18 protein-coding genes and 1 tRNA gene are annotated in these 20,175 nt (G+C 63.0%); 13 read left to right on the plus strand and 6 right to left on the minus strand.

The features are described from left to right. Positions 1-260: 260 nt before the first annotated feature. The 4 genes from GRI48_RS01630 to GRI48_RS01645 are packed head-to-tail and all read left to right on the plus strand — an operon-like array spanning position 261 to position 4,778. Complete coding sequence (locus tag GRI48_RS01630; RefSeq protein ID WP_160670451.1) at positions 261-659, plus strand: acyl-CoA thioesterase; 399 nt, start codon at positions 261-263, stop codon at positions 657-659. A gap of 8 nt (positions 660-667) precedes the next feature. After that, complete coding sequence (gene lpdA / locus GRI48_RS01635) at positions 668-2,083, plus strand: dihydrolipoyl dehydrogenase (RefSeq protein WP_160670454.1); 1,416 nt, start codon at positions 668-670, stop codon at positions 2,081-2,083. 25 nt (positions 2,084-2,108) lie between these two features. Further along, entirely contained in the window at positions 2,109-3,965 is a 1,857-nt protein-coding gene (locus GRI48_RS01640) for a monovalent cation:proton antiporter-2 (CPA2) family protein (RefSeq protein WP_160670457.1), read from the plus strand. Between the two features lie 57 nt (positions 3,966-4,022). Beyond that, positions 4,023-4,778: a MauE/DoxX family redox-associated membrane protein gene (locus GRI48_RS01645; protein ID WP_160670460.1), complete on the plus strand. Its 756-nt coding sequence runs from the start codon at positions 4,023-4,025 to the stop codon at positions 4,776-4,778. Between the two features lies 1 nt (position 4,779). On the opposite strand, the gene GRI48_RS01650 is transcribed toward GRI48_RS01645, so the two are convergent. After that, positions 4,780-4,869 (minus strand) — tRNA-Ser (locus GRI48_RS01650). A gap of 169 nt (positions 4,870-5,038) precedes the next feature. Between GRI48_RS01650 and GRI48_RS01655 the strand changes: the two genes are divergently transcribed. The 9 genes from GRI48_RS01655 (at position 5,039) to mazG (ending at position 13,028) form a co-directional block, all read left to right on the plus strand. After that, the gene (locus GRI48_RS01655) at positions 5,039-6,031 is read left to right on the plus strand and encodes a lytic murein transglycosylase (protein WP_237451690.1); all 993 of its coding nucleotides are present in this window, start codon (positions 5,039-5,041) and stop codon (positions 6,029-6,031) included. A 113-nt stretch (positions 6,032-6,144) separates the two neighbouring features. Beyond that, a complete protein-coding gene (locus GRI48_RS01660; RefSeq protein WP_337190746.1) occupies positions 6,145-7,284 on the plus strand; it encodes a D-alanyl-D-alanine carboxypeptidase family protein in 1,140 nt (379 codons plus the stop codon). Beyond that, positions 7,281-7,919, plus strand: coding sequence for a dTMP kinase (tmk, locus tag GRI48_RS01665; protein WP_160670471.1), 639 nt, complete (start codon positions 7,281-7,283; stop codon positions 7,917-7,919). Before GRI48_RS01660 ends, tmk begins: the two co-directional genes overlap by 4 nt. Then, positions 7,916-8,863 carry a DNA polymerase III subunit delta' gene (locus tag GRI48_RS01670; protein WP_160670474.1) on the plus strand — a complete coding sequence of 316 codons (948 nt, stop codon included), beginning with the start codon at positions 7,916-7,918 and terminating at the stop codon, positions 8,861-8,863. Before tmk ends, GRI48_RS01670 begins: the two co-directional genes overlap by 4 nt. Before the next feature lie 7 nt (positions 8,864-8,870). Beyond that, positions 8,871-10,436 (plus strand): methionine--tRNA ligase, encoded by a 1,566-nt coding sequence (metG, locus tag GRI48_RS01675; RefSeq protein WP_160670477.1) that lies wholly within the window; start codon positions 8,871-8,873, stop codon positions 10,434-10,436. Then, positions 10,436-11,212 (plus strand): TatD family hydrolase, encoded by a 777-nt coding sequence (locus GRI48_RS01680; protein ID WP_160675230.1) that lies wholly within the window; start codon positions 10,436-10,438, stop codon positions 11,210-11,212. Before metG ends, GRI48_RS01680 begins: the two co-directional genes overlap by 1 nt. Continuing rightward, a complete protein-coding gene (locus GRI48_RS01685) occupies positions 11,209-11,976 on the plus strand; it encodes an MBL fold metallo-hydrolase (protein ID WP_160670480.1) in 768 nt (255 codons plus the stop codon). Before GRI48_RS01680 ends, GRI48_RS01685 begins: the two co-directional genes overlap by 4 nt. Then, positions 11,973-12,140, plus strand: a complete 168-nt coding sequence (locus GRI48_RS01690; protein WP_160670483.1) for a hypothetical protein — start codon at positions 11,973-11,975, stop codon at positions 12,138-12,140. Before GRI48_RS01685 ends, GRI48_RS01690 begins: the two co-directional genes overlap by 4 nt. Before the next feature lie 132 nt (positions 12,141-12,272). Beyond that, a complete protein-coding gene (gene mazG, locus GRI48_RS01695) occupies positions 12,273-13,028 on the plus strand; it encodes a nucleoside triphosphate pyrophosphohydrolase (protein ID WP_160670486.1) in 756 nt (251 codons plus the stop codon). On the opposite strand, the gene hflX is transcribed toward mazG, so the two are convergent. The 5 genes from hflX to GRI48_RS01720 all read right to left on the minus strand — a co-directional run bounded on the left by hflX (position 13,023) and on the right by GRI48_RS01720 (position 20,173). Then, positions 13,023-14,339, minus strand: a complete 1,317-nt coding sequence (gene hflX, locus GRI48_RS01700; protein WP_160670489.1) for a GTPase HflX — start codon at positions 14,337-14,339, stop codon at positions 13,023-13,025. The genes mazG and hflX overlap by 6 nt on opposite strands. 17 nt (positions 14,340-14,356) lie before the next feature. Beyond that, complete coding sequence (gene hfq / locus GRI48_RS01705) at positions 14,357-14,899, minus strand: RNA chaperone Hfq (protein ID WP_160670492.1); 543 nt, start codon at positions 14,897-14,899, stop codon at positions 14,357-14,359. 153 nt (positions 14,900-15,052) lie between these two features. Then, entirely contained in the window at positions 15,053-16,435 is a 1,383-nt protein-coding gene (gene ntrX, locus GRI48_RS01710) for a nitrogen assimilation response regulator NtrX (RefSeq protein ID WP_160670495.1), read from the minus strand. 28 nt (positions 16,436-16,463) lie between these two features. Continuing rightward, positions 16,464-18,674 carry a sensor histidine kinase gene (locus GRI48_RS01715; protein ID WP_160670498.1) on the minus strand — a complete coding sequence of 737 codons (2,211 nt, stop codon included), beginning with the start codon at positions 18,672-18,674 and terminating at the stop codon, positions 16,464-16,466. An 86-nt stretch (positions 18,675-18,760) separates the two neighbouring features. Further along, complete coding sequence (locus GRI48_RS01720; RefSeq protein ID WP_160670501.1) at positions 18,761-20,173, minus strand: sigma-54-dependent transcriptional regulator; 1,413 nt, start codon at positions 20,171-20,173, stop codon at positions 18,761-18,763. Between the last annotated feature and the right edge of the window lie 2 nt (positions 20,174-20,175).

Consider the following 20,175-nt stretch of genomic DNA (forward strand, 5'->3'; position numbering starts at 1 on the left):
CTTCGTCGCTGTTGCTGGTGTTGTAATAGGATTACCGATTGCGCTGGCCCTCCGAACGACGAATATCGATAAACCAATTTGGCTAATCATCATCGGGACCGGGATTGGAGGTGGGATTAGCCTACTCCTTCTCGGACCGCTAAACGTCGATGGAGATACTCAGTTCTATCTCTTAGCTGGGTTGACTGGTGCTCTGCCCGGGCTTGTTGCCGCGCTCTGCTGGTCGAGACTCGCTGAAATCTCAGGTACGGATTCCAACCATGCCTGACCGCTCGCCCTTCATCCGCGTCACGGCTATGCCCGAACACCTCAACCCCTATGGTGGAATATTCGGCGGGTGGCTGATGAGCCAGATGGCGCTCGGCGCCGGTTCGCTTGCAAGCAGGACCGGGCAGGGCCGCGCCAATGTCGTCGCCGCGACGGATTTCGCCTTCCCGGCCGCAATGGCGCTGGGAGACGAACTCTCGGTCTATTGCGAGATCGTCCGCGAAGGGAACACGTCGATCACCATCGCCGCCGAAGGGATCGCGCGAGAGCGCAATGGCGAGACGACCATGCTGGTGTGCAAAGGCACCTTCGTCTTCGTGCTCGCCGATGATGACGGTACACCGCGCCCGGTGCGGATGGCAGCGCAGTCTGCGAACGCGATCAACGATTAGAGAGGCTTATGGCTGACACCAATTACGACGTCATCGTTCTGGGCAGTGGACCCGGCGGCTATGTCGCGGCGATCCGCTGCGCGCAGCTGGGGTTGAAGACCGCCATCGTCGAACGCGAACTGCTCGGCGGCATCTGTTTGAACTGGGGCTGCATCCCGACCAAGGCGCTGCTGCGTTCGGCCGAGATCCTGCACTATGCCCAGCATGCGAGCGACTACGGCCTGAAAATCGCAGGCACAATCGAGGCGGACCTCGAGGCGGTGGTGAAGCGCAGCCGCGGGGTGGCCAAGCAGCTCAACCAGGGCGTCACGCACCTGATGAAGAAGAACAAGATCACGGTGCACATGGGCGAGGGCACGCTGACCGGCCCGACCAGCCTAACCGTGAAGGGCGAGAAGGGTGAGGAGAAGCTCACTGCCAAGCACGTGATCGTCGCCACTGGCGCCCGTGCGCGCGACCTGCCCTTCGCCAAGGCCGACGGCAAGCGCGTATGGACTTACCGCCACGCAATGACGCCCGCCGAAATGCCGAAGAAGCTGCTCGTGATCGGTTCGGGTGCGATCGGCATCGAGTTCGCCAGCTTCTACAACGACATGGGCTGTGAAGTTACCGTGGTGGAAATGCTCGACCGGATCGTGCCGGTGGAAGACAAGGACGTTTCAGCCTTCCTCGAAAAGAGCCTGACCAAGCAGGGCATTACCATCATCACCGGTGCCGGCGTGGAGGACATCAAGTCCACCGACAAGGGCGTGACGGCCAAGATCAAGGCCAAGGACGGTAAAATCTCCGAAACCGATTTCAGCCACTGCATCGTAGCCATCGGCATCGTCCCCAACACCGAGAACATCGGCATCGAGAAGCTGGCCGAGATGGACCGCGGTTTCATCCAGATCGACCCCTATGGCCGCACGAAGTCCAAGGGCCTCTGGGCGATCGGAGACTGCACGCCCGGTCCGTGGCTGGCGCACAAGGCGAGCCATGAAGGCGTCACCGCTGCAGAGGCCATCGCGAAAGAGCTCGGCAACAAGGATGTGCACCCGCATCCGCTCGACCGTTCGAACATCCCGGGCTGCACCTATTGCCATCCACAGATCGCCAGCGTCGGCCTGACCGAGGAAAAGGCGAAGGAAGCCGGTTACGAGGTCAAGGCGGGCACCTTCCCCTTCATCGGCAATGGCAAGGCGATCGCGCTGGGCGAGGCGGATGGCTTCACCAAGACGGTATTCGACGCCAAGACCGGGGAACTGCTGGGCGCGCACATGGTGGGCGCGGAAGTGACCGAGATGATCCAGGGTTTCGTCGTCGGCAAGACGCTCGAGACCACGGAGGCGGAACTGATGAACACGATTTTCCCGCACCCGACGATCTCGGAATCGATGCACGAGAGCGTTCTGGCGAGCTACGGACGCGCGCTCCACATCTGACCGCAAACGTATATAGGGGAGGGCGATGACCGGTTTCCTGATCCTCGCCTTCCTGATCCTCGTCGCCGGGGTCGTCGCGGTCCCGCTGGCGAGCCGTTTCGGCCTGGGATCGGTGCTCGGCTATTTGCTGGCCGGCATGGCGATCAGCCCGCTGCTCGGCGCGTTGCGGGTCGATGTCGAGGCATTGCAGGTGTTCGCCGAGTTCGGTGTCGTGATGATGCTGTTCATCATCGGCCTCGAGATCGAGCCCAAGCGATTGTGGGACATGCGCGGCAAGCTGCTCGGCCTCGGCGGCGGACAGGTACTGTTGACCACGGCGCTGATCTTCGGGATCGGCCTCCTTGCCGACAATCCCTGGCAGACGTCGCTGGCAATCGGCATGGTCCTGGCGCTTTCGTCGACCGCCATCATCGTCCAGACGCTGACCGAAAAGAACCTGCTCAGGAGCGAGGGCGGGGAGGCCAGCTTCTCGGTGCTGCTGGTGCAGGACATCGCGGTGATCCCGATCCTGGCACTGATCCCCCTGCTGGCCTTGCCCGAACTCGTCGGTGGCGGCGCAGGTCACGCAGCCGAGGGCGCGCATGGAGGTCTCGACCTCACCGAACACATGAGCGGGTGGCTGGCCGCCATCGTCCGGATTGCCGCCGTTGCAGCGGTCGTCGCCATCGGCATCTACGCCATACGCCCGCTGTTCCGCTACATCGCGGCAGCGAACCTGCGCGAGCTTTTCACGGCCGCAGCATTGGTGGTGGTGATCGGCATCGCCTTGCTGATGAGCCTCGTCGGCCTGTCTCCGGCGCTCGGCGCGTTCATCGCGGGCGTCGTGCTGGCGACGAGCGAATACCGGCACGAACTCGAAAGCGACATCAATCCGTTCAAGGGGCTGTTGCTCGGCCTGTTCTTCATCACCGTCGGCGCCGGGATCGATTTCGCGCTCGCGGCCGAGGTCTGGCAGGACGTGGTGTTCTGGGCGGCAGTCACCATCGCGGCCAAGTTCGCGGTGCTGCTGGCCGTCGGATGGTTCTACGGCCTGCGCCGCCAGGCACTCTGGCTCTTCGCTCTCAGTCTTCCGCAGGCGGGCGAGTTCGCATTCGTCCTCATTTCCTTCGCCGTGGCCAATGCCGTGTTCGAGCAGCAGATGGCGGACCTGCTGCTGCTCATCGTGGCGCTGACGATGCTCGCGACCCCGCTGCTGTTCATTCTCTACGACAAGGTCATTGCCCGCGCCCTGTGCGAGGGAGAAGCGCGCGAGGCCGACGTCATCGAGGAAGAAAATCCCGTGATCATCGCCGGTCGCGGCCGCGTGGGCGGCATAGTCGACCGGATGCTGCAGGCTGCGGGCCATTCCACCACGGTGATCGATTACGACAGCAAGCAGCTGGAAATCGTCCGCAAGTTCGGGTTCCGGACCTATTTCGGCGATGCGACAAGGCCCGACCTGCTGGCATCGGCGGGCATCCACAAGGCGAAGCTGCTGGTCGTCGCACTCGACGAGCGCGAGCAGATCGATCGGCTCGTCCAGTATGCGGTCAAGCACTACCCCGATCTCCACGTCACCGCCCGCGCGATCGACCGGAACCACGTGTACGAGCTCTGGGCATATGGTTGCCGCGATGTCATCCGCGAAACCTATGACAGCGCGCTGCGCATGGGTCGTTCCGCGTTCGAGGCGCTGGGCATGGACCGCCAGCAGGCGCAGGCAGCGACCGACGCGTTCGAGGAGATGGATCGCCGATCGATGCCGCAGGTCGCCAGCCTCTACCGGCTGGACATCCCCTATCATGAAAACGAGCCCCTGATGGAGAAGGTCAAGGAGTTGCGCAGCGAGTGGGATCCGATCCTGCGCGAGCAGATGGAGTACATCCTCAAGCGCGGCCGCTGAAGCCGTTCGTCGGGCATTGGCGGTGGATTTTCAGCCGGACGTTCCCATCTGGACGGGATGACCGAAGCAAAAACCGCGACCCTTTACCGCATGGCTCTGCCAGACCACCTGTGTCCATCGGGCCAGAAGGCCAAGTGGCTGCTCGAAAGCGAAGGCTTCACGGTCGAGGATCATCGCCTGCTCACACGCGAGGAAACCGACGCCTTCAAGGCCGAGCACGGCGTCGCGACGACACCCCAGGCATGGATCGGGGTCGAACGGATCGGCGGCTACACCGATCTTCGCAAGCATTTCGGTCGCAAGGTCATCGAAAAGGGCGCAACGACCTATCAGCCGGTTATTGCCCTGTTCGCGATGACGGCGCTGATGGCGCTTGCCGCGGCCTGGGTCGCGACGGGGCAGGCCGTCTCGGTCCTGGCCGCCGAATGGTTCGTCAGCTTCTCGATGTGCGGGCTCGCCTACCTCAAGTTGCGCGATGTCGAGAGCTTTTCGACGATGTTCCTCAATTATGACCTGCTGGCCCGGCGCTGGGTTCCGTACGGTTACATCTACCCCTTTGCCGAGGGGCTCGCCGGCGTGCTGATGACCGCGCATGTGCTCGACATCGTCTCGATCCCGGTCGCGCTGTTCATCGGGACGATCGGCGCGGTAAGCGTGTTCAAGGCCGTTTACGTGGACAAGCGCGAACTGAAATGCGCCTGTGTCGGTGGGGACAGCAATGTGCCGCTGGGCTTCGTCTCGCTGACCGAGAACCTGTTCATGATCGGCATGGCGCTGTGGATGCTGTTCAAACCGGCGATGATGATGGGCTGATTGGCGGACAGGGTGGGATTCGAACCCACGAAGGGCTTGCACCCTTGCCGGTTTTCAAGACCGGTGCATTCAACCGCTCTGCCACCTGTCCGCGCAGGCGCGGCGCTAGCCTCGCGGCGTGGCCTTGTCACGCCTTGACGAACATTTCGGACACCAACTGCAATGCAGCGCGTTGGCTTGACGACTGGTCGCACAGCTCTTCCCATTTTCCGTCCCGTTTGAGACAAGGTCGCATGAAGTTCAGATACGCTCTCGCATTTATGGCATCACTTCTGGCCGGCGCATGCAGTTCGCCCGGCTCGGCACAGGACATGAGCTTCGACGCTTACATGCAGTTGCTGATCGCACGGGCGCGGGCGGAAGGCGTGAGCGAGAGCACGATCTGGCGCATGACCGACGGGCTCGAACCCAGTCAACGCGTGATCGAGCTCGACCGGTCTCAGCCCGGAACGCCGACGCGAAGCGGCTATCCGCCGCTGGCCCCTTACATCGCGACGCATGTCGACAGCGCCCGCATCGACGGTGGCCGCCGGATGCACTCGGCGACTTATGGTCTCCACCGCCAGATCGAACAGCAATACGGCGTGCCGTCCGAAATCCTTATGGCGATCTGGGGGCACGAGACCGCGTATGGCCAGGTTCTGGGAGGGTTCGATCTTGCGCAGGCGCTTGCCACGCTTGCATGGGAAGGGCGTCGCCGCGAACTTTTCGCTACCGAATTCGTCGACCTTCTGAAGGTGGCGGACAAGGGCTATCCCCGGTCGCGCTTGCGCGGCAGTTGGGCCGGCGCTTTCGGAAATCCGCAGTTCCTGCCCAGCGTCTATCTACGGCTTGCTGCGGATGGAGATGATGACGGGCGAGCTGACATCTTCTCCAACCGCGCCGACACGCTGGCCTCGATCGCGAATTATTTCCGCGATGCCGGCTGGCGTCCCGGCCAGCCCTGGGGCGTCCGCGCCAGCGTGCCGAACGGCTTCGACTGGGCGGCGGTGGACGGCGAAATCAACTCGCCCGTTTGCGAGCGCGTGCACGAACGGCACAGCCAGTGGAAGACCGTGGCCGAGTGGCGCGCGCTCGGCGTGCGTCCACAGCAGGCCATCGCGGATGACGTCATGGCTTCGCTGTTCCAGCCCGATGGTCCGGGCGCTCCGGCATGGCTGCTGACCGGCAACTATCGCGTTATTCTGGAGTATAACTGCTCCAATTATTACGCGATGAGCGTCGGGCTTCTCGCAGACGAAATCGCACGCTGAACGGCGGACAAGAGATCTGCAGGCGCTGGCCTGATCGGCAAGCCGGCGATATAGGCACAGGTCAGATGTCGGCTCGCTTTCCTACCGCCCCCCGCTCGCTCCTTGCTCTCGTCGTGGCTGCGACCGCGCTGGCCGTTCCATCGGTCCAGCCGCGCGCGGCCGAGGACATCGTGCCTGCCATTCCGAGCGAAGAGGACGCGCCGATCGCCTTGCTGGTCGATCTCACCTCCGGCCAGACGCTCTTCTCTCGCGAGGCCGACAGGCGCTTCGTTCCGGCATCGATCACCAAGACGATGACGACGTTCCTTGCCTTCGAGAAGCTCGAGCGCGGCGAAATCAACACGCAGCAGGTTGTCACAGTCAGCGACGATGCATTCCGCAAGTGGCGGCGCAAGGGATCGACGATGTTCCTCGGGCGGGGTGACCGGCTGACCGTCGACCAGTTGATTCACGGGGTGACGACGGTGTCGGCCAATGATGGATCCTACGTTCTCGGCGAAGCCGCAGACGGGTCGATCGAGGCATGGCTGGCGGAGATGAACGCCACGGCTCGCCGCTTCGGCATGAAGGACAGCCATTTCGGTTCACCCAATGGCTATCCGGACGAAGGGCAGACGTGGGTCACGGCAAACGACCTCGTCACACTGGCCAGGGCCATGATCCGCCGCCACCCGAGCAAGTTCGACCATTTCGTCGGCCATCCCGAGTTCGAATACAACGGCATCACGCAGCCCAATCACGACCCGCTGATCGGCAAGGTCAAGGGTGCGGACGGCATCAAGACCGGCTTCACCTACCAGGCAGGCTACGGATTTCTGGGTACGGCCGAGAGGGACGGGCGACGTCTCGTGATGGTCGTCGCCGGATCGGACAGCGGCCGGGCCCGCAACAAGGCCGCCCAGGCCTTCATGGAATGGGGCTTCGCCGCGTTCGACCGGATGGTGCTGTTCGGCAAGGACGAGCGAATCGCCAGCGCGCAGGTCCAGGACGGCAGCTGGCCGTCGGTCGATCTGGTCGCGCCGCGCATGATCGCCTTGTCCGTACCCGACAACGCCCGGCCGGACGTGAAGCTGTCGATCCGCTACGAAGGCCCGGTGCGCGCTCCCATCCGCAAGGGCGAACAGATCGCGACCCTGCATGTCGAGAGTGCCAGCGCACCCGCTGCGGATATTCCCCTCGTCGCTGCCGCGGATATCGAGCGGGCCGGGCCGCTGCAGCGCGTGGTCAACGGTGTCGTCGGCTGGTTCCGGTGAAGCGCGGCAGGTTCATCGCGCTCGAAGGGGGGGAGGGCACCGGCAAGTCCACCCAGGCGCGGTTGCTGGCCGACGCGCTCCGCAACCGCGGGCTGGAAGTCGAACTGACCCGTGAACCGGGTGGAACACCGGGCGCAGAAGCAATCCGCAAGCTGCTGCTCGATCCGCCCGAAGGCGGATGGAACCCGCGCGCGGAGGCGCTGCTGTTCGCGGCCGCCCGGTCCGACCACGTCGAGAAGCGCATCCGTCCCGCTCTCGCAGCCGGCCACTGGGTCGTGTGCGATCGTTTCGTCGATTCGAGCCGGGCGTATCAGGGCGGAGCAGGTGGGCTTGGCGATGCGGCCGTCTCCGCCTTGCACGACTTCGGCAGCGAGGGCCTTCGCCCCGATCTGACGGTGCTCATCGTAGCGAGCCAAGAAACCGTCGTCGCCCGGCTCGCCGCCCGCGACGAAGGCGTGTCGGACGCGATTGGCGGACGGAGCGCCGATTACCATGCGCAGGTCGCAGACAGCTTCCTCTCGCTCGCAGAGGCGGATCCGGCAGGTTTTGCCGTCATCGATGGCAATGGGACGCCTGAAGAGGTCCAAGTCCGCGTGATGGCCGCCGTTGCCGAACTGCTCGAGGCAGACACTTGAGCCTGCTCGGTCACGATACGCCCTGGCGGGAGTGGCGCGAGGCGAGCGAAGGCAGCCGGATGCACCATGGCTGGATCCTCGCCGGTCGAAAGGGGCTCGGCAAGATGCACTTCGCCATGCAGGCCGCGCGAGAACTTGTCGCCGAACCGGGTTTGCCCCAGCCCGAAGATCAGCATCCCGACATCCTCGTGCTGACGCACCTGCCCAAGGACGACAAGGAAGAGCGCAAGCGAGACGAGGGTAAGGCTTTCGAGTTGAAACGTAATATCGCGATCGCGCAGATCCGGCAGATGCAGCAGCGGTTGAATACTCGCCCCACTCTGGGCAGCCGTAGGGCCGTCATCATCGATCCGGCCGACGATCTCGAGACGAGCGCGGCCAATGCGCTCCTGAAGAGCCTGGAGGAGCCGGCGCGTGGCACATTTTTTCTGCTCGTCGCCCATCGCCCCGCGCAACTTTTACCGACGATCCGCTCGCGCTGCCGGGTGCTCAGGTTCCCTACGCTGGACGATGCCGCGATGCGCGGGTTTCTCGCCGACAAGGCGCCGCATGTCGATGAGGCGACCCGCGATGCCGCCATTGCCGCAGCGCAAGGTTCGCCGGGCATGGCGCTCGATTTCGTCGAGCGCGACCTCGCGCCTGTCGATCGGCTGATGCGGGAGATCGTCCAGAGCGGCGACCGCGATTTCATCTTGCGCGGCAGGCTGGCACAGGCGATCGGCGCAAGGCCCGATCGTGCCCGCATGCAAGCGGCCCTCGATCTGTCACGGTCGGTGCTGGGCCAGGCGCTCGAGACCGCCGGCGACGACAGGATGCCCGCGATTGCCGATGCGCACGGCGAACTCGTGCGACTGGCAGGCCAGGCGCCGACTTACAATTTTGATCCCGGTCTGCTCGCCATGGAAATCGGCGGCTTGCTAGCCTCGACCGCGACCCCTAACTAGCGCGCCCATGTCAGAACCCTTCTACATCACCACCGCGATCAACTACCCCAACGGGCGCCCGCACATCGGGCACGCATATGAAGGGATCGCGACGGACGTCATGGCGCGATTCCAGCGACTGCGCGGTCGCGATGTCCGGTTCGTGACCGGTACCGACGAACACGGCCTGAAAATGGACCAGACGGCGCGTCAGCAGGGAAAGACGACGATTGCCTTGGCTGATGAAATGTCGTCCTATTTCAAACAGATGTGCACAGGCCTTAACATCGCTTACGACGATTTCGTGCGCACCACCGAGCCGCGGCACAGGAGTGCGAGCGAGGAACTGTGGCGACGCATGGAAGCCAATGGCGACCTGTACTTGGACCGCTACGAAGGCTGGTACTCGGTGCGGGACGAAGCCTTCTACGACGAAAGCGAGCTGATCGACGGGGAAGGGGGGGCAAGGCTTTCCCCGCAAGGCACGCCCGTGGAATGGACGGCAGAGGAAACCTGGTTCTTTCGTCTCTCGCAATATCAGGACAAGCTGCTGGCGCTCTACGCGCAGAACCCTGACTTCATCCGGCCGGCAAGTCGCCGCAACGAAGTCTTGCGGTTCGTCGAGGGCGGCCTGAAGGATCTCAGCGTCTCGCGCACCAGCTTCGACTGGGGGGTTCCCGTACCCGACAGCGAGGGGCACGTCATGTACGTGTGGGTCGATGCGTTGACGACCTATATGACGGGCGTCGGCTTTCCCGATGTCGAAGGCGACCAGTTTTCGAAGTACTGGCCCGCCGATATTCACATGATTGGCAAGGATATCGTCCGTTTTCACACGGTCTACTGGCCGGCCTTCCTGATGAGCGCACGGTTGCCGCTGCCCAGACAAGTGTTCGGCCACGGGTTCCTACTCAATCGCGGGCAGAAGGAATCGAAGTCTCTCGGCAATGTGACCGATCCGATGGACTTGGCCGAGCGATACGGCGTCGACAATCTGCGATATTTCCTGCTGCGCGAGATCGCTTTCGGGCAGGATGGCAGCTATTCCGCCGAGGCAATCGTGACACGCTGCAATGCGGAACTCGCCAACAGTTTCGGCAACTTGGCGCAGCGCACGCTGTCGATGATTCACAAGAACATGGACGGGCACCTGGAAGCCTACGAGCCGGATGGCGACGACAAGACGCTGCTGACCACAGTCCAGGATGCTTGTCGCGAGGCTCTGCCGCGCGAATTCGAGCAGCTGGCCTTTTCCGTCGGCATCGAGGCGTGGTTGAAGGCGGTTTACGCGTGCAACCAGTACGTCGACGAGCAAGCGCCGTGGACGCTTAAGAAGACCGATCCGAAGCGCATGGTTGCCGTGCTGCAGACGCTTTTCATCGCGATCCGCGACCTCGCACTGGCAATCCAGCCCGTAATTCCCGAAAAGTCCGCCGCCGTGCTCGATGCGCTGGGCCTGCCACAGGAACGTCGCGACTATCAGGCCCTGGCCGACGAGGGCTGGTTCGGCGCTCTGGTTGCCTCCGGCCACGTCATCGACAAGCCGAACCCGATATTTCCCAGGCTCGAACTGCCGGCTGAAGCAGAATCGTGATGTTGATCGACAGCCACTGCCACCTGGAATACGAGGGACTGGTCGACGATCAGGCAGGCGTGCTGGCGCGAGCGCGCAAAGCCGGGGTCGGCGGGTTTCTCAACATTTCAACCCGGCAGAGCGAGTGGTCCCAAGTCGTCGGCACCGCTGAGCGCGAAAGCGACGTCTGGGCCAGTGTCGGGATCCATCCGCACGAAGCCGATGCGCACGAGGATCTGGGGCGCGAAGTGCTGCTGGAGGCGACCGGCAATCCGCGCGTTGTCGCGATCGGCGAAAGCGGTCTCGACTATTATTACGACAATTCGAAACGCGAGACCCAGCAGGCACTGTTCCGCATGCATATCGACGTGGCGCGCGAAACCGGGCTTCCGCTGATCATCCATACGCGCGACGCGGAAGATGACACGGCGGCGATTCTGGAGGACGAATTGGGGAAGGGGGCCTTCCCGGCGCTCATCCACTGCTTCACCGCCTCCCGGGAGTTTGGCCGCAAGGTACTGGACATGGGGCTGACGATCTCGCTTTCGGGTATAGTCACTTTCAAGAATGCGAAGGAACTGCAGGAAATTGCTGCGGAATTGCCCGGCGATCGCATGCTGGTCGAGACCGATAGCCCGTTTCTGGCGCCCATCCCCCACCGCGGACGAAAGTGCGAGCCTGCCTTCGTGCGGGATACTGCGGAATTCGTTGCCGGATTGCGCGACGAGCCGTTCGAGGCGCTCGCGCAACGCACCTCGGACAATTTCCGCCGGCTGTTTGCCAAGGCCGCGGCGTGAAGGTTCTCATGCTTGGTTCGGGAACTTCGACCGGGGTTCCGCGCGTCGGCAACGACTGGGGCGACTGCGATCCGGCAGAACCGCGCAACCGGCGAACAAGGGTATCGATCCTGGTCGAGAGCAACGATGGCAAGCGCCTGCTGGTCGACACGTCGACCGACCTGCGTCGCCAGTTGCTGGACAACGGTATCGACCGGATCGACGGAGTATTCTGGACTCACGATCATGCGGATCACTGCCACGGCATCGATGATCTGAGAGTGCTGCGCTACGGACGCGGCGGCCCGATTGCGGGCTTCGCCAGCGACATAACGGCGCGCCGCTTGCGCAGCCGGTTTGGCTACGTATTTGCCGGTGAATTCGGATATCCGACGATTTGCTCGCTGGAAACTCTCGAAAAGCTGCGCATTTTTGCCGGCTTCGGCATCGAATGGTGCCAGATGCCCCATGGACCGACCGAAACGACCGGTTTCCGGTTCGATAATGACGGTAAATCGATCGTTTATGCGACTGATTTCAGCGCGATTACCGACGAGATGGTCGAGACCTTCGCAGATTGCGACATTCTCGTCAGCGATTGTCTGCGGCGCGATCCGCATCCGACCCACGCGCATCTCGCCATGGCCATCGAACTCGGTGAACGCTGCGGAGCAGGACGCGTGGTTCTCAGCCATCTCGACAAGAGCATGGATTACCGAAGCTTGTGCGACGAGGTGCCGGATAACGTGGTGGTCGGTTATGACGGCTTGGAGATGGTCGCTTGAACGAGTTCCAGATCGTGCATCTGGTAGGCATTGCGGCGATGCTGGTGCTGGTCGGTAGTGGACTGGCTGCGCGGCGGTTGTCATTGAAGCGCGGCGCGCAGATGGTGCTCATCTGGATCGGGATTTTCGTTGGTGTCACGATTTTTATCGATCTGGTGCGGTAGGGGACCGTCGCGCATGATCTTGCAGACACCATCCAGTATTTTACATAATATATATTATCATTCCCTTGTCGTGACCAATGTGGTGATGAGTGACGCCGAGATCGATCGCCCCCTCTGCCGGACGCAAGCGCCGTGAGCGACGACCTGCAGCGCCTTTTGTCGATCATGGCGCGACTGCGCGACCCGGACGACGGTTGCGAATGGGACACGGCACAGACATTTGCCACGATCGCGCCCTACACGATCGAGGAAGCATACGAGGTCGCTGACGCGATCGAGCGCAACGACCTTCCCGACCTGAAGGCGGAACTGGGCGACCTGCTGCTCCAGGTCGTGTTTCACGCCCGCATGGCCGAAGAAGCAGGCGCTTTTGCATTTGACGACATCGCCCGGTCGATCGCCGACAAGATGGAGGCGCGTCATCCGCATATCTTCGGTTCCGAGAGCGGAACGATGGACAGCGCCCGTTGGGAAGACCTGAAGGCGGCGGAACGCGAGACCGCAGGTGCCGAAAGCGCAATGGACGGGGTTGCCCGCGCGTTACCTGCTTTGCTGCGCGCCGAGAAACTGCAGAAGCGCGCCGCGCGCGACGGCTTCGACTGGCAGGATGCACAGGGTCCCCACGCCAAGATTATCGAAGAATTGGAAGAACTTGCGACTGCAGATTCAGACAAGGTCGAGGAAGAGGCGGGCGACCTGCTGTTCGCGGTCGTCAATCTGCTGCGGTTTCGGGGGATCGCTCCCGAAGATGCCTTACGCGCTGGCAACGCCAAGTTCGAACGCCGCTATCGCGCGATGGAGCAACTCGCAGGTGGTTCGATTGCCGGGCTCGATATCGATGCGCAGGAAGACCTTTGGCAGCAGGTCAAACGCAACGAGAAATCATAGCGTTTCATATTGCCCCAGCTCCTTCGGGTTAAGTCTCACTCTTAGCCTTCGAAGCGGTCCGTCCTCCCCTTCCCCCGCATCCGCTTCCTCGATCACGTCACCATGTGCGTGCAGCCAGGCGATCCTCCGCCCGGCCGTTGCCGGCAGTATGAACTCTCGTGTCGTCGCTCCGGCAGTAAGAATTTCGTCAATCCTTTCCGTCAGTTCGCCGACGCCGGTGCCATCGATTGCCGAGAGAGCAACGACGTTTTCGTCATTGTGCGCAAGGGCGAATATCTCCTCGCGCTGCTCGGTGGCCAGCAGATCGACCTTGTTCCAGGCTTCGATGATCGGGATGTCCAGCTGCTCATCTGCGCTTGCGTCGGTGTCCGAGGTTCGCACGCCCAGGTCCGACAGGACCGACAGAACCTGCGCCTTTTGCGCAGCGGTGGCATCGCTTGCGATATCGCGCACATGCACGATGAGATCGGCCCCGGTAACTTCCTCGAGAGTTGCGCGGAATGCGGCGACGAGTTGGGTCGGCAAGTCCGAAATGAAGCCGACCGTGTCGGACAGGATCGCCTTTTCGATCCCGGGAAGTGCGACCGCGCGCATGGTCGGGTCGAGCGTGGCAAACAGCAGGTCCTCGGCCATGACCTCCGCTCCGGTGAGCCTGTTGAACAGGGTCGATTTCCCCGCATTGGTGTAACCGACGAGTGCAATCACCGGCCAGGGCGCCCTTCCCCGCCGCTCGCGATGCAGGGCCCGTGTCTTGCGAACCTGCTCCAGCTCCTTGCGCAAGCGTCCCATACGCTGCCGGATCATGCGCCGGTCGGCCTCGATCTGCGTCTCGCCCGGTCCGCCGAGGAAGCCGAAGCCGCCTCTCTGTCGTTCGAGGTGGGTCCAGCTTCGGACGAGCCTGCTCTGCTGGTAGTCGAGATGGGCAAGCTCCACCTGCAAGCGCCCCTCCGCAGTCGAGGCCCGTTCTCCGAAGATCTCGAGAATGAGCCCCGTCCGGTCGATGACCTTGCGCTTCAGCTTGTCCTCGAGGTTGCGCTGCTGGATCGCACTGAGCGACCCATCGACGATTACCAGTTCCGCCTCGTGAAGGTTGCAGCTCGTCTCGATCGCCTCGACCTGGCCTGAGCCGAACAAGGTACCGGGCTTGACCGACCGGATCGGTATCACCGTACCGTGAACGACTTCGATGCCGATCGCGAGGGCGAGCGCCGAGGCCTCCTCGAGCCGCTCGCCGGCATCGAGATCGTGCGTCTGTCCGCGGATGTCGGGCGAAATGACCAGCGCGCGAGCACCACGCGAGACTTCGCCCATCAGATCGTCATCGAAACTCAGCTGTCGTCGCCTTCCCAGTTTTCGGTCAGGTCGACCGGTCCAGCAGGCTGGATCGTGCTTACCGCGTGCTTGTAGGCGAGTTGCACCATGCCCTCGCGTTCGAGCAACATGCAGAACAGGTCGTAGGCGGCTATCTGGCCTTGCAGCATCACGCCGTTCACGAGGAACATGGTCACCTGTGCTTCCGCTTCGCGTACGCGCGACAGGAATACGTCCTGGAGCAGACGCTGCTTGGCGTTACTGTTCTGGCTTCCGAACTGGCCGACATCGACTGGCTGCGACGGCATGATGGTGGAGATGGCGTGCTTGTAGACGAGCTGCGATTGGCCGTCGCGCCGAAGCAGTATCGAGAAATTGTCGAACCAGGTCACGATGCCCTGCAGCTTCACGCCTTTGACCAGAAACATCGTTACCGGCACCTTCTCCCGGCGGAGAAGATTGAGAAACGCATCCTGCAGGTTCTGTTGCTTGCCCGTGGCGCGGGCTGGTTCCGGTTTCTTGGCTACCGGACGAGCCGAAAGAGTCTTGCCGCTGGACATTGCCAGGCTCCTTTTGTTGTTGGCGGCCGTTGGTGCGGTCCGCAATCTGGGTGCTGGCGCGTCGGTGCCAGCTCCCGTCTCGGTTCGTCACGAAATAAGCGTTGATCCGCTTATCGCAACTGTTTCAGGAGCAACCGGTTTCCGGCTCGCTCGTCATTCGTCCTCGTCCCCCTTGCGATTGGCCATGCCGAGCAGCTTGAGCTTGCGATGCAGCGCCGATCGTTCCATCCCGATGAAGCTCGCGGTCTTCGATATATTGCCGGAAAACCGCCGTATCTGGACCGTTAGATATTCGCGCTCGAAGCTCTCGCGTGCTTCGCGCAAGGGGGCGCCCATCATCGCATTCATGCCCGATCCTGCGCCCATCCTGCCGCCGGTGATTTCCGCCGGCAGCATGTCGACCTCGACCCGGTCGAGATGCTCGCGGGGGGTCAGTATTATCGTCCGCTCGACGACATTGCGCAGCTGCCGCACGTTACCCGGCCAATCGTAGGACTGCAGCGCTGCAAGCGCATCGTCGGACAGTTCGGGCGGCGCGATGCCTTGCTCTGCCGACTGACGAGTGAAGAAGTGTTCGGCAAGCGCCGGGATGTCGTCCCGTCTCTCCGCCAGCGAAGGAATCGAGACCGGCACGACATTGAGCCGGTAGAACAAATCCTCGCGAAAGTTCTTGGCGTCCATCTCCGCCTGCAGATCGCGCGAGGTCGAAGATACGACGCGCACGTCGACCCCGATCTGACGCGTCCCCCCTACCCTCACGAAACTCTGTTCGGTCAACACGCGGAGTATCCGCGCCTGCGTCGAGAGCGGCATGTCGGCCACCTCGTCGAGATAGAGTGTGCCGCCGTCCGCCGTTTCCAGCAAGCCCGGACGCACCAGCTTGCCGTCGGCTTCCTCTCCGAACAGCTCCTGCTCGAACCGTTCAGGGGTTATGCGGGCGGAATTGACGATGACGAAGGCGTTCTCGGCGCGCGGGCTCCACGAATGGAGCAGCCGGGCAGCGACTTCCTTGCCCGATCCGCCGGGCCCGGTGATGAGCACGCGGCTGCCGGTCCCGGCAACCCGCTTGAGCGTTGCCCGGACCGCGTTGATAGCCGAGGAATTGCCCGTGAATTCCTCTCCGCCGGCAAAGCCCTGCTTGAGCCGGGTGTTTTCGCGTCGCAGCCGCTCTGTCTCCGTGGCCCGCTCGACGAGATGGAGCAGCCGCTCGGCCTCGAACGGCTTCTCGATGAAATCCATCGCGCCGCGGCTGACGGCAGAAACCGCCGTGTCGATATTGCCGTGCCCGGAGAAGACGATGACCGGGAGTTCCGGCTCGCGCTGCTTGATCTCGTCGAGCACTTCGAGCCCGTCCATGGCGCTGCCGTGGAGCCAGACATCGAGCAGCACCAGGCTCGGTCGCCGGTCGTCGATCATCTCGAGCGCCGACTTGCTGTCGCCCGCCGTGCGGCACTCGTAGCCTTCGTCGCTCAATACGCCCGAGACGAGCTCGCGGATGTCGCGTTCATCATCTACGACGAGAATTTCTAGGGCCATACGGTCACTTCCTTGAAGGTCGTTCGTGTCATTCGCCGCGCTCTCGCGACGGAGGCGCGGGATTGCGCGCAAACCGCAGGACGATCCGGGTGCCGGTCTCTTCCGCGGGTGAAAGGTTCATCTCTCCGCCGTGCTCCTCGACGATCTTGTTGACGATCGCGAGACCGAGGCCGGTGCCTTTCTCGCGTGTCGTCACATAGGGTTCGAGGATGCGCTCGCTGTCCTTCGGCAGGCCGACGCCGTTATCCTCTATCACTATCCGCACCATCGTGTCGCTGGCTTCGAGCAGCACCGCGATACGGCCGCGATAATCGGGCTCCGAGACGTTCGCCTTGGCTTCGACTGCCTCTACGGCGTTCTTGAGTACGTTGGTCAGCGCCTGGCCCACTTGGTGCCGGTCGGCCTGGAAATGGATCGGTCCCTCTTGCGCCACCGACAGCCCGAAGTTGATTTCGGGATGGGCGACTTCTTGGAGGAACAGTGCCTGCTTGACCAGGTCGAGCGCGTCTTCCTGCCGGAACACCGGCTTGGGCAGGCGGGCAAAGGACGAGAACTCGTCGACCATCTTGCGCAGGTCGCCGACTTGGCGAATGATAGTGTTGGTCAGTTCGTCGAACAGCTCCCCGTCGCTTTCGATCTGCTTGCGATACCGTCGCTTCAGACGCTCGGTAGCGAGCTGGATCGGGGTGAGCGGGTTCTTGATCTCGTGCGCGATGCGCCGCGCAACGTCGGACCATGCGGCCTGGCGCTGGTTGAGCAGCTGGCTGGTGATGTCCTCGAAGGTGATGACGTGTCCGTCGCCCTCGCGGCCGATCTTGACTGCCAGAGTGCGCAGGTCCCCGCCCTTGTTCGCGCTGACCACGCCCTGCGACAAGTCCGCCTCGATCATGACGGCAATCTGCGGCGCGACATCGCGCAGATCGAGGCCTGTCCCTGAGCGACCGTCTTCGGTCAGTAGCTCGTTTGCCGAACTGTTCATGAGCAGGATCTGGCGGTCGGCATCCACCGAGATGATCCCGGCTGTAACGGAGCCGACCACGGCCTCGATGAACGCGCGCCTTTCGTCGAGCTCGTGGTTCGCAGTGACCAGATCGGCGGTCTGCTTCTCCAGCTGTGCGGTCATCCGGTTGAAGGCGCGGTTGAGCAGGCCGATCTCGTCGGCGCCGGTGCGTCCCTCGACCCGCAAGGCGAAATTGCCGGCGCCGACCTCGCGCGCCGCGAGGACCAGGTCGGTCAGCGGCTTTACCTGGCGATCTGCGAAGCGAAGCGCGAACCACACTGCCAGCCAGACCAGCCCGAGCGAGACGAAAAACAGGGCTAGGTTGAACCGTAGCTGCAGGGCGCGCGCCCGGCTCGTCAGTATGTCGTAAGCCGACGAGATCGATTTGGCCCGTTCCCAGCTGTTGAACGAAAGGGCCTCGGAATTGCGGGCGTTGTAGAGGAAGATTCCGCTGTCGCGATCGATCGGCGCCAGCGCCTCGATCCGGGTGGCGTTGCCTTCCACGACGACCTGTTCGCCCTTGCGCAGCGGAGCGATGAAATCGGAATCGAGGTCCTGCGGCTCGTTATCCTTGCGCAAGTCGAACATGGCTGCAGTCCGCAGCGAGCCGTCGGGCATTTCCTGGAGAATGGCTGATTCGTTGAGATCGCGACCCTGCGCCTGGAACCGGTAGAAGTCGGCGAATTCCTCATCGGTCAGCGTGCCGCGCTCGAAATAGAACCGCAGGTCGCTCGCCATGGCGATAGTTTCGTTCGCGACTTCGAGCTGGTTCTGTTCGTAGTAGGCTTCGGCCAGCTGGTTGGCGTTCTCCATCAGTCCGCGCGAGTTGTCCGAGAACCAGAAATCGACGCCGGACTGGAACAGGATGGCCGCAAAACCCGCGACCAGCAGAGTCGGAATGGCGGCGACGAGCGAGAAGAAGAAAACCAGCCGAACATGGAGCTGGGCGGTGCTGCCCGCAGCCCTGCGCAACGCGCGGCGGCGGCCCCACAGGACCAGGATCGCCATTGCCGGAATGAGCGTCCCGATCAGCAGAACCGAAACTTGCCGGGACGGCAGCAGCTGGCCGTCGGGCGGCGCGGTGGTGAAGGCAAGGTAGGTGGTGACGACCATTGCCAGGAAAGCGATCGCGGCAACGATTTCCAGCAGGAAGAATATGTTCGCCCGGCGCGCCGCGACGACGGTCCGGCGCCAGAAGCGCGGCAATCGTCTTGTCGTGGTAGCAGGAGCGGTCGCCATCGTTGCACGCTTACAACGCCGGTGTTGCCATCATGCAAGCACTAATTCGACAAACGGCGGCTGCCGGCCCGACAAACGCGATCAAATCACCGCCGGCCGGCAAATTCCTCGGGATAGATCGCGAGTTCGGCCAGGCGCTTACGCAGGGTGTTGCGGTTTATGCCGAGCAGCTTTGCCGCCTGGACCTGGTTGCCATGCGTTTCGGCAAGGGCATGTTCGAACAGCGGCTTCTCGAAAGCAGCGAGCGCGCTGTGGTACATCGTTCCATGCGCAGGATTGCTGACCGCTACCCACCTGGTCAACGCCGCCTGATAGCCGAACCGGTCGTCGTCCGACTGGCGCTCTTCCCTCGAACTGACGACTTCGCGCACCGTTGCGTCGTCGATCACGTCCTCGCGCGCAAGCAGGGCCAGCCGGTAGATGGCGTTACGCAATTCGCGCACGTTCCCCGGCCAGGAAGGCGTTTGCAGCGCGGCGATCGCTTCATCGGAAATCTGGTGGCGCGGGAGGCCTTCCTCGGCCGCAAGATGCAGGAAGTGCCTGGCCAGCGGTCCGATGTCTTCGGTCCGGTCGCGCAGTGGCGGCAATTCGATCGGCACCACATTGAGCCGGTAGAACAGGTCCTCGCGGAACGTCCCGGCAGCGATCATCGGCTGCAGGTCGCGATTGGTGGCAGCCACGATCCGCACGTCGATGCGGATTTCCTGACGACCTCCCACCCGGCGGATGCGACCGGACTGGAGCGCGCGCAACAGCCGGGTTTGCGCTTCCAGGGGCATGTCGCCGATCTCGTCCAGGAACAGCGTGCCACCGTTGGCCTGTTCGAACTTGCCGATCGATTGCGCGATCGCACCGGTGAAGGCACCCTTTTCGTGTCCGAAGAGCTCGCTCTCGATCAGATCGCGCGGGATCGCCGCGGCATTGACCGCGACGAAGGGGCCGGACTTGCGATGACCGAGCTGGTGGATCGCTTCGGCCACCAGTTCCTTGCCGGTTCCCGATTCGCCCAGCACGAGGACCGTGAGGTCGTTGCGCAGCACGCGTGTGATCATCCGGTACACCTGCTGCATGGCGCGACTACGGCCAACCATCGGCAGCCCGTCGTTCTCCGCTTCGGCTGACGGCGCACCGCTACCGCGCGACGACGCCGCCTGGTTCACCGCAAGCACCAGCTCGTCGAGATCGAACGGCTTGGGGAAATATTCGAATGCCTCGGTTTCGGCTGCGCGAACCGCGGTATCGAGCGTATTCTGAGCGGACAGCACGATGATCGGCAGCTGTGGTTGTGCCGCCCGCACCGTGGCGATGCTCTCGATGCCGTCGCCGTCGGTCAGGACGACATCGGTCAACATCACATCGTAGGTCTCGGTCGCGATGCGCTCATCGCGCCTGACGATGCTCTCGCAATGATCGACCTGGTAGCCCTCGTCGCCGAGCGCCGCCTTGATCACCGTGGCGATCGCCGGGTCGTCTTCCACCAGCAGGACTTTCTTCGCCATGG

Source organism: Qipengyuania oceanensis (genome assembly GCF_009827535.1).
Lineage (GTDB): Bacteria > Pseudomonadota > Alphaproteobacteria > Sphingomonadales > Sphingomonadaceae > Qipengyuania_C > Qipengyuania_C oceanensis.

Coding starts and splice junctions, on each gene's coding strand:
- metG (WP_160670477.1), top strand. CDS start 8,871: ATGTCAGAACCCTTCTACATCACCACCGCGATCAACTACCCCAACGGG.
- ntrX (WP_160670495.1), bottom strand. CDS start 16,435: ATGGCCCTAGAAATTCTCGTCGTAGATGATGAACGCGACATCCGCGAG.
- GRI48_RS01655 (WP_237451690.1), top strand. CDS start 5,039: ATGGCATCACTTCTGGCCGGCGCATGCAGTTCGCCCGGCTCGGCACAG.
- GRI48_RS01630 (WP_160670451.1), top strand. CDS start 261: ATGCCTGACCGCTCGCCCTTCATCCGCGTCACGGCTATGCCCGAACAC.
- GRI48_RS01645 (WP_160670460.1), top strand. CDS start 4,023: ATGACCGAAGCAAAAACCGCGACCCTTTACCGCATGGCTCTGCCAGAC.
- GRI48_RS01640 (WP_160670457.1), top strand. CDS start 2,109: ATGACCGGTTTCCTGATCCTCGCCTTCCTGATCCTCGTCGCCGGGGTC.
- GRI48_RS01680 (WP_160675230.1), top strand. CDS start 10,436: ATGTTGATCGACAGCCACTGCCACCTGGAATACGAGGGACTGGTCGAC.
- GRI48_RS01715 (WP_160670498.1), bottom strand. CDS start 18,674: ATGGCGACCGCTCCTGCTACCACGACAAGACGATTGCCGCGCTTCTGG.
- lpdA (WP_160670454.1), top strand. CDS start 668: ATGGCTGACACCAATTACGACGTCATCGTTCTGGGCAGTGGACCCGGC.
- GRI48_RS01720 (WP_160670501.1), bottom strand. CDS start 20,173: ATGGCGAAGAAAGTCCTGCTGGTGGAAGACGACCCGGCGATCGCCACG.
- hflX (WP_160670489.1), bottom strand. CDS start 14,339: ATGGGCGAAGTCTCGCGTGGTGCTCGCGCGCTGGTCATTTCGCCCGAC.
- hfq (WP_160670492.1), bottom strand. CDS start 14,899: ATGTCCAGCGGCAAGACTCTTTCGGCTCGTCCGGTAGCCAAGAAACCG.